The sequence below is a fragment of the Terriglobales bacterium genome, assembly GCA_035691485.1.
Taxonomy (GTDB): Bacteria; Acidobacteriota; Terriglobia; order Terriglobales; family Acidobacteriaceae; genus JAIQGF01.
Window position 1 is genome coordinate 1 of the sequence record DASSIZ010000081.1, and the last position, 8,120, is coordinate 8,120.

At 60.2% G+C, this 8,120-nt stretch carries 7 protein-coding genes and 1 riboswitch; all 7 genes read right to left on the minus strand.

Features of this window, described 5'->3' with window-relative positions:
- Positions 1-4,221 (minus strand): hypothetical protein (locus VFI82_11150; GenBank protein HET7185232.1); only part of this gene is annotated, 4,221 nt, incomplete at its 3' end.
- A 63-nt stretch (positions 4,222-4,284) separates the two neighbouring features.
- Positions 4,285-4,376, minus strand: a riboswitch (cyclic di-GMP riboswitch).
- Positions 4,377-4,459: 83 nt separating this feature from the next.
- Positions 4,460-5,437, minus strand: a complete 978-nt coding sequence (locus tag VFI82_11155) for an AgmX/PglI C-terminal domain-containing protein (protein HET7185233.1) — start codon at positions 5,435-5,437, stop codon at positions 4,460-4,462.
- Between the two features lie 72 nt (positions 5,438-5,509).
- Positions 5,510-5,974 carry a biopolymer transporter ExbD gene (locus VFI82_11160; protein HET7185234.1) on the minus strand — a complete coding sequence of 155 codons (465 nt, stop codon included), beginning with the start codon at positions 5,972-5,974 and terminating at the stop codon, positions 5,510-5,512.
- Between the two features lie 4 nt (positions 5,975-5,978).
- On the minus strand, positions 5,979-6,395 hold the full coding sequence (locus tag VFI82_11165; GenBank protein HET7185235.1) for a biopolymer transporter ExbD: 417 nt from the start codon (positions 6,393-6,395) through the stop codon (positions 5,979-5,981).
- Positions 6,382-7,119 (minus strand): MotA/TolQ/ExbB proton channel family protein, encoded by a 738-nt coding sequence (locus VFI82_11170; protein ID HET7185236.1) that lies wholly within the window; start codon positions 7,117-7,119, stop codon positions 6,382-6,384. The genes VFI82_11165 and VFI82_11170 overlap by 14 nt, the downstream gene beginning before the upstream one ends.
- On the minus strand, positions 7,116-7,619 hold the full coding sequence (locus VFI82_11175) for a hypothetical protein (protein HET7185237.1): 504 nt from the start codon (positions 7,617-7,619) through the stop codon (positions 7,116-7,118). The genes VFI82_11170 and VFI82_11175 overlap by 4 nt, the downstream gene beginning before the upstream one ends.
- The coding region (locus tag VFI82_11180) for a tetratricopeptide repeat protein (GenBank protein HET7185238.1) at positions 7,616-8,120 on the minus strand (505 nt) is incomplete at its 5' end. The genes VFI82_11175 and VFI82_11180, both read right to left, overlap by 4 nt.

Below are 8,120 nucleotides of genomic sequence, written 5' to 3' on the forward strand. Positions count from 1 at the left end.
GGTCCGGTCGTCGAGCTTTAGCACAAAATTGCTGCCCCGGTCCTGATTAGGAATGATTGCGCAGGTGATGTGAAACCGACCGAACTCATCTGTCATCGCTTCCAGACCCGTCGCTGTCACCACGCGCACGCTGGGCAAACCCGCTTCGCCTTTGTCCTGCACTCCGTTGCGATTGACGTCGTTGAAGACCTTGCCATACACGTCTGTGCAATCGAACGTCTGATCCGGGACCACACGAACCCTGGCTGTCGCTTCACCGGACAGCGGCCTGCCTGTCAGGCCTTCCATGACCTGGGCGCGGTTCACAAACTCGCCTTCGCCAACACCAGCGCCGACGGCGAGGAGCAAGAGGATCGAGCGAGTGGAGCTGCTGGCGAAGTTGAGCCCATTCCACGCGAGTTGGCCGGCCGTCACCGTGGGTTCTGTGGGCACACCATCCAGACGCGCGGATCCAGGCACGTATTTGAAGCCCGCTGGATAGCGATCCACAATCTGCGCACCTTGCAGCGATGCGCCTATTACGTTGTTGATCGTGATGGTGTATGGGACGAGTTGCCCGCGAGTGACGTTGAGCAACGGCGTCGTTTTTGTGATGGAGAATGCTCCCGCGAGCTGCGGGTCCAGCGGAATGTGGTTGTTGTAAATCTGACTCGATCCAGGCACCGCTGTGCCATCCAAGGTGAAGTTCAGGTAGTACTGCGTCCCAGCGCTACGCGCGGCCACGGAGGGTGTCGGCGCAAATTCCGAGGCTTGTGCCTCGCAGTATGGGACGACCGGAAGAGCATCCGTTGGACAGGTGGACACAGAAAACGGAGCGGTCGTAGCGTTCGAACTCGGCGGGATAACCAGCGACTCACCAGCCACGTAGTTCGACGTTGGTGCGCTCACCACGACGAGGTAGCTGCCACCACTGGGACAGGTGGGATCCGAGAAGTTGACGTCGAAGCGGTAGTAACCGCCAGCCTGGGTGATTTGGCCCTGTTGAGCCGGGTCGTCGAAACAGGTTGCCGGCAACGGCGTGGCGCCACGCAGCATTTTGACGGTCGCGCCCGCAATGGGAGCGCGCGTCAACGAGTTGTATACGACGCCGTTCGGCCCGATCAGCAGGTTCAGATTTTGCAGGTTGCTGCCGGAGGGCACAGCGATGCCGGTGATCCGCTGCAGCAAATTGGTAAAGGCAGAGTCGGCTTTGCCGAGCTTGGCGGTATTCGGGCCCGCGCCTGGCGCGGTGAACCGGAGCTCGTACCGGTCTGCCGTCCCGTCGGTCGGCGCTACGCCACTGATTCGATACACGCCATTGACATCCGTGAGAACGGACTGCAGCAGAGCCCCATTGAAATACAGCCCCACAGTCCAGCCCTGCAGCAGCGGCTCGCCGACGTCAGCTATCTTGTTGAAGTTTGCATCGAGCCATGCAGTGCCGTTCAAACTGCCGGAACCGGGGACTCCTCCGATATCGATTGAGACGGTTGCGCTCGCCGTCTGCGGGGGATTGTTCCACGTTACGACGCCGGTGTTCGTGAGCGTCGTACCGGCGGGAAGTCCCGATGCAATCTGCGCTCGGAATCGCACGTCGATGGATTGTCCGGGCAGCAACGGACCATACACAGCAGAGTAGTTGGCAGTCAGCACTGTGCCCGCGATGCTGATACCCGTTGTCGAGCCGTTCATCGTTGCCGGTGGGTTCACAAACGTCAGTCGGCCCGGGCCGGCTGTACTGATATCGTCCGTGATCACGACCGAAGGGGCCGGGTTCGTCGAAACATTGGTCACGTGCACCAGGTAGTCGAGCTGCCCGCCCGGCATGGCGACACCGCCACCTACGACGCTGACTTGTTTCGTGATAGCGAGCCCGGAAATCACCACTGTAACGGTGTGGGCATCTTGGAAGTCGAGAATCCCCGGCGTGCCGTCGGTCAAAGTGTTATTGAATGCTTGGCGTGTCGAGACGCTGCTGTCGGCATTGAACCACTGGACTGCGCCCGCTATGTTGGTGAGCTGGACGTTATTTTGGCTGGTGGCGTCGAGCTGCGTCCGGTAGGCAACGATCAGATGCTGACTCGGGCCGATCGTGGCAGCCGCAGTCAGCATGGTCAGCGTCAGCCTGCACGTGGACGGACCGATGTAGCTCATCGAAAAGTCAATGCCTGGAACCAGCGGTCCCTTGCCCGCCACCGGCGTGACGCCATCCGCCTGGAAGACCTGTGCACTGAGCACCTGTGGCGTCGTGCTGCACATGCCGCCCGTTGCGCCGCTGGGGAGTTCGTCGAGAAGCGTGGCGTTCCACGCATCGCTCGCCCCGGTATTCTGCACATTGAAGCCGAACTGTCCCCACTGCCCCACGCTCATCGTCGCCGGCCCGGACTTGGTGAACACGAGATTGGGCGCGGCTGAGCCTCCCTCGATAGTGATCGAGACGCTGCCGCTAGCCGTCTGCGGGGGGGTGTTCCACGTTACGGTGCCGGTATTGGTGACGATTGTGCCGGCAGCGAGCGTGCTGCCGAGCGTGGCGCGGAAGCGTAGGTCGATCGTCCCTCCGGCTGCCAGCGGCCCGTAGGTCGCCGAGTAGTTCGCGGTGATGACGTTACCTGCGGCGATGACACCGTTGGGTGAGCCGTTCATGGTCGCGGTGCCGGCCACGTAGGTGAGCGCTCCCGCCCCCGCTGCATTCAGGTTGTCCGTGATCACCACAGGGTTTACAGGGTTCGCGGAGGTGTTCGTCACATGCACCAGGTAGTCGAGTTGCCCGCCCGGCAACGCGGCGCCGCCGCCAACCACCATCACCTGTTTGGTGATGCTCACTACGGGGATAACCGCCGTCACCGTGTGTGCGTCCTGACAGTCCAGCACGCCGGGTGTACCGTTGGTCAGCGTGCAGGTGTAGCTCTGCCGGCTGGTGGCGCTGCCCGGGCCGTTGAACCACAGCGTCGTGCCGGCCACGTTCGTGAGCAAGGCACCGTCCTGTGTGTTCGCATCGAGCTGTGTCTGGTAGGTGACGATGAGACGCTGCGTCGGACCGATTACCGCCGCTGCGCTGAGCATGTTGAGAGTCAGCGTGCAAGTGGGCGCTCCCGCATAGCTGAGCGTGTAATCCGCGCCGGCCGTGAGCGGGCCCTTGCCCGCAACAGGTGTAACGCCGTCCGCCTGGAACACCCGTGCACTGAGCACCTGAGGCGTCATGTTGCACATGCCGCCCGTCGCCCCAGTCGGCAGTTTGTCCACGATGGTCGCGTTCCAGGCGTCGCTATTGCCCGCGTTCTGCACGTTGAGGGTGAACTGCCCCAGCTGACCAGGATTCATCGTCGCCGGGCCGCCCTTGGTCATTACCAGGCTGGGTGCCGCGATGGTCAGCGGCGGCGACGAGACTCCCTGCTGTCCTGGCAGCGGGAAATGGAAGGTTCCGCCTATGGTTGTTCCTAAGGTCCAGCTCGCAGTGTTTGAGAACTGCGTGCCAGGCGAGTTCGGCGGCACGGCGTTGTTGAGCACTACAGTGACGCTCAGCACGATCTGTTGTCCGGCGGGGATCGGAGGAAAACTGCTGAAGGTGAGCAGCCCTCCTGCGTTCGCGACCGTGAAAGGCACCACGGCGCCGCTGCCCTTCCAGGTGGCACTGCTATTCACATAGCTGAGCGAAACCCCAGTCAAATTAAGGTTGTCAGTCACCGTGACTTGGTCGACTTCGACGTTCGAACCGTTGGGATTGACCACAGCGCCGGTCGTCGCACTGACCAGTTGTGGGAATGTGAGCGTGTAGGTAAAGGGCACCCCGATCGAGACAAAGGGCGGCCCAGGCGGATTCTCTTTGTCGATCTTGTCGACCGGTACGAGGAGGTTCTGACAGCTGGGTTTGAGCGTTGTGGTGGAGCCGTTGACGAACCAGATAAAATTCCCGTGCACCTTGTCGCAAGACATGTTGCCGATGAAATCGACATTGTCGAAGATGACCAGCCAGCCTCTTCCGGTGCCTGTGAAGCTGATGTTGGAAGTCAGCGGGTTGGATATTGGGAAGTTCCGGATCGTGCAATTTCCGTCGATATTGATCTGCGAGGGCGGAACAGGGTTGACAAATCCATCGATCACGCCGCCAAAATTGGCGACACAACCGCCAACGGACTGCGCCCGTGACGGGACGGCACTCAGCAACAACAGTCCGAGAGCGAACAGCAGGATTCTGATCCAGCTGCCGCGCGGCTTTGCGATGTTTGTGCTGCTAGAGGTCATCTACGCCCTCGTCCCCTCAACAAGGGATTTCATCGGGAACAAGGCAGTCCGCCTGGACTGGATTCCGGCGGTCCCGCCGTCGTGGGGCTCCCCCGAGCCCGTTAGACCGGTGACTTTGCGCCGCCATCTTTCGAATGGCTTTGCCTTTGTCAAAATCACGTTCGAACTTAAGTGATCAGATTCTCAGCTTCTCCAAACCTCCTTTACGTCCGGGCAAATCCCGCTTCGGCCGCACGCTTCACGCCGCCGGCAAAAAGTCGATCGGGTACACGATCGTCACGGCCGGTACATCCTTCGCGCCGAAATTGATCGTCCGGACGCGGCCAACGACCTGCGTGGCGAGATCCGGCGCATCCATGTCGGTCGACTGCAACACGCACATCGACACGCTGCCGTCCGGCTCAATCGTCAGGCGTAGAACCATCTGGCCTTTCAGCGCGGGGTTATTGCGCAGCTCTCGGTTGTACAGCCTGTAGAACGACGCTTTGTAGCGATCGAACACAATCTGAATTTCCTCGTCGGTGCGGGCAGCACCCGGCCCGCCGCGTGCTTTAGGTCGGTCGGCCCCGGTGATGGGTGAAATCGGGCTGACCGCGCGGCCTACCCCAACACCACCAATCCCGCCGCCTCCGGCGCCTGTGCCTCGGCCACCCACACCTCCACCACCGTTTCCTCCACCTCCGCCTCCTCCGCCACCGCCTCCCACACTGCGGCTCAGGGAGGCCACGTTTATGCCGCCGCTTGATCCCGGCGTGTTGCTCGTCAACAAAGAGCGTGCCGACTGCCGGCCTACGTCATCGGCAGCAATGTGACGCGCGTCGGCTCCAATAGGCGCCACGACAGTATCCTGTGCCAGGCTTGCGATCTTGTCCTTGAGTGCCAGGATGCCGGCGCTTGCTACCTTCGACTTTGCCTCCGCGGGTAGGCCAGCCTCGGGACCTGGCGGGAGTTCCGCTTTGCCAGCCAGGTCTGGACCTGCAGGGACGTTCGGCTTCGGTTTCAACGCAGGTGCAGGCGCTCCTCGCGGGGACCCAGCCTCGGTCGCCCCGCGCGGTATCGGCCGCGAATCGGGTCGTGAGTTGACCGGGATCTCCGGCGGACGATAGAAGACAATGTCGAGTTCGTTGTTGGGTTGCTCGCTGCGAAACAGCGCTTGCGCCGGTATGACCATCAGCACAGCCAGCACGAAGACATGGATCCCCAGGCTCTTCGCCATGCTGGGAACCGTCGGAGCCCCGGATTTTTTCAAAATGTTCGTTGCTTCCATGGTTGTCACCAAGCAACCACCTCAATTGGCTGCGACAAATTCAATCTTCAATTCCTCAACACCCGACTTCGCGAGATCAATGATGCGTAGAACGGCCTCGTAGTTCAGGTGATCGTCAACGGCCAGGAACAAAGCGCGCTGTTCCGGGGGCCGACCGCCAAGAATCGCCGCAACGCGCGCAGGCAATTCAGCTACCGGGATCTTTTGATCAGCCAGTGTCACTTGACAGTCCTTCGGAATCCCCTCCCCCGCCGGCGGCGTCAGGATGGGGCATGCCGCGGAACCTATGCTGAGAATTAACTGGGATTGGAGAACCGGAGCCGCCGTATCCGCGGAGGCTCGAGGGATATCAACATCGTAGCCCTCCATCAGAAGCGGCACGACGACCATGAATATGATCAGAAGCACGAGCACCACGTCGACGAGCGGCGTGATGTTGATTTCAGACTGCAGGCTGGAGCCGGAATCGTTGCTGTTGAACTGCATGATGTCACTTTCCTTCTGCGCCAGTGCGCTTGGCGATCAGTCCGACTCCGCGAAAACCGGTCTGCTCGATCGCGACCATGACCTCACGAACCTCGCGGAAATTCAGCTTTGCATCGCCTCGGATCACAATCTTGGGGCTCGTCTCGGCGCCCACCGCAGCGCGGAGAGACTCGTCGAAATGCTCGGGTGCGACAGACTGATCGTTGATCCACAACCCGCCAGACTCGTCTATGGACACCAGGATTCGGCCTCTCTCGTCGCCCTGCGAGCTCGGTTTGGTCGTGTTCGGCAGGTTGACGTCGGGCCCCTTCCGCATCTGGGGCGCCATCACCATGAAGATGATCAGCAGCACCAGCACCACGTCGACGAGCGGCGTGATGTTGATGGCCGCCTGCATTCTGGCCGGCTCACCGAGTCGCATAGGCTGGACCTTCCTTTGTGATCTTCGACGCATTGACTTCATCCACTTCAACGTCAAGCCCCTTAAGCTCCGGTATCTTGAACAAGCGGTTGACGAGCTGGGACGAAGCCCGATTCATCTCGACATGGAAAGTCTCAAGCTTGCCGGTGAAGTGGTTGAAGGCTACGACGGCCGGGATTGCGACGAAGATACCGAGGGCTGTCGAAACCAGCGCCTCCGCGATGCCGCCCGAAACCACAGACATTCCGCCGGACCCCGTGGCCGCGATGCTCCGGAAAGCGTTGATGATTCCGACTACGGTGCCGAAAAGACCTACGAACGGCGCCGTGGAGCCGATTGTGGCAAGGAATCCGAGGCCACGTTTCAACTGAATCAGCGTTTCGGAAATGGAGTCCCTGAGTGCGCTCGTGACGAGTTCGAGCGAAGCGGTCGGATCACCTCCTCGCTGGCCCACGCCGTCGTACTCGATGATGCCCGCCGAGACCACCTGCGCCACGTAGGAATTCGGGTGCTGTTGCCCCACTTCGATGAGGTCCTTGACTTCCCCTCCGTGAAGGAACTTTTTGAACTCGGGCTTAAACTTTGCCGACTCGCGGAAAGCTGAAGAGAAGCGGCGGTGTTTTTCTATGATCATCCCCACCGAAAACACAGAAAGCAGGGCGAGGGAGACGATCACCGCGCCTCCGAATATACCGACGTGTCTTATCAGTTCAGTGAAATTCATGGCTTTCTCCTTTGCGCCACATTGGCGGGCGCTGCCGTGCTCCCATTCGTCGTCGCACCGCTGGGGCGCGCTGTTTCCGACCGAATTTCGTAGTAACTAAGCATTCGCATGAACACCTCTTTGTCCACGGGCCGCCTCGAGTCATCTAGCAACGTCGAGACGCCGGGGCCATTGCCGAGTTCCGAACTTTTCCAGGGAACGATAACCAAAGCTTTAGGCGCTTCCTGATTGCCCAAAATGGACATGCCGAGGGCCTTGCTTCCTGGGACGGACGTCAACTTTCCTTCTTCATCTGTCTTTTGCTGCGTCTCTTCAGTCTGTTTCCTTACCTCATCCTTCTTCTCCCCTTGTGCCGTTGTCTCTTGCGTCTTTGCATGTGACTTTTCGGTTTGTCCCTGGGCTGCTTCTTTTCCGGTCTGCGCAGCTTGTTGCGCAAGTACAGCTGTGGGAGCTAAGCCAAGAGCCCCGAGCAAAATCCAGTGAATGCCACTGTTTCTCATTGCCCCTCCTGTTTTTTTGCACGGTTGCGAAGGTCGGCAATCCACTTGACGACCTCGGTGTCATCCGGAACGATTCGGTTGTACGCCTCGTAATGTGTCATCGCGCAGGTGTAATCCCCGAGATACAAGTCGCACAGAATCGCGAGGTTCCTGTGCGCATATGGAAAGTCGGCGGATTGTGCGAGGGCCGCCTCATAACTTGTGCGTGCTTTTGCAAACTGTCCCTTGCGGCGCTGCACCATACCGAGTTCGTTATAAGCGACAGGCTGTTTTGGATCCGATTGCAGCGCCTTGTTCAAGCTGGCCTCCGCGCGGTCCAGGTCGCCAGTTCGCGCATACGCCATGCCGAGATCGATGTACGCCGCCGTGAATGCAGGCATCTTCTCGGTAATGGCAAGCAGCAAGGCGATACCCGGTTCGTATCGCTCCTCCTTCAGCATGTTCACAGCCGGTACATAGTTGGGGGGCATTTCATCCATGGAGACCACGCCCTGCGTCATC